Consider the following 1114-nt stretch of genomic DNA (forward strand, 5'->3'; position numbering starts at 1 on the left):
GCCATTTGTTCTTGCTCTCCGACGTTTGATATTTGCTTGAACCACGATGTAGTCAAAAATCGGTGCGAATAAATTCGCAAATAAAATCGCTAACATCATGCCTTCCGGATAAGCCGGGTTCACGGTACGAATTAATACCGCCATCACACCGATTAACGCACCGTACCACCATTTACCGGTGTTGGTGAAAGACGCGGAAACCGGATCGGTCGCCATAAACACCATACCTAACGCAAAACCACCTAAAACAAGGTGCCAATGCCAAGGCATTGAGAACATTGGGTTGGTATCCGAACCGATAAGATTGAATAAGGTTGAAGTTGCAATCATACCAATCATTACGCCGGCGATAATGCGCCATGCGGCAATGCGGGTGAACACGATAATTGCGCCACCGATTAAGATAGCGAGGGTCGAAACTTCACCCATTGAACCCGGAATATTGCCGATAAATGCATCCATCCAAGAAATCGGTTGACCGGTTACGGTATGTTGTAATGCGCTTTGGCCACCTTGTGACCATTGTGAAAGTGCGGTTGCGCCGGAGAAACCGTCTGCTGCAGTCCACACCAAGTCACCGGAAATTTGTGCCGGATACGCAAAGAACAAGAATGCACGACCGGCAAGCGCAGGATTCATAAAGTTACGACCTACGCCACCAAAGATTTCTTTTGCGACCACGATACCAAAGGTGATACCGAGTGCCGCTTGCCATAATGGCAATGTTGGCGGAACGATTAACGCGAAAAGAATGGTAGAAACGAACATCCCTTCATTTACTTCATGTCCGCGCACAACGGAGAATAGTAGTTCCCAAATCGTACAAACGGTAAATACTACGATATAAATCGGCAGGAAGAAGATCGCACCTAATGCCATTTTGCTGCCCCAGCCTGCATTTAGGGTTAAATCTACCCCAAGGCTGTTAGCGAGCGCATAGTGCCAATCGCTTGCAATTAATTGCGCTAAATTGCCTAATTGGTTTAACGCAGGAATCGCTTGATTACCCACATTGTACATGCCGTAGAAAATTGCCGGGAACAATGCAAGGAACACGGTGATCATCATACGTTTTGAGTCTAACGCATCACGAACGTGTGTGTTTTTGTGCGTT

General features: G+C 46.9%; 1 protein-coding gene. It reads right to left on the bottom strand.

The genetic code is table 11. The annotated features are described in order from the left end of the window. Positions 1-1114, bottom strand: a 1114-nt coding sequence (locus tag ACO59Y_RS01695) for an NADH:ubiquinone reductase (Na(+)-transporting) subunit B (RefSeq protein ID WP_486130086.1), incomplete at both ends; no start/stop codon positions are given.

Source organism: Rodentibacter sp. (assembly GCF_057314195.1).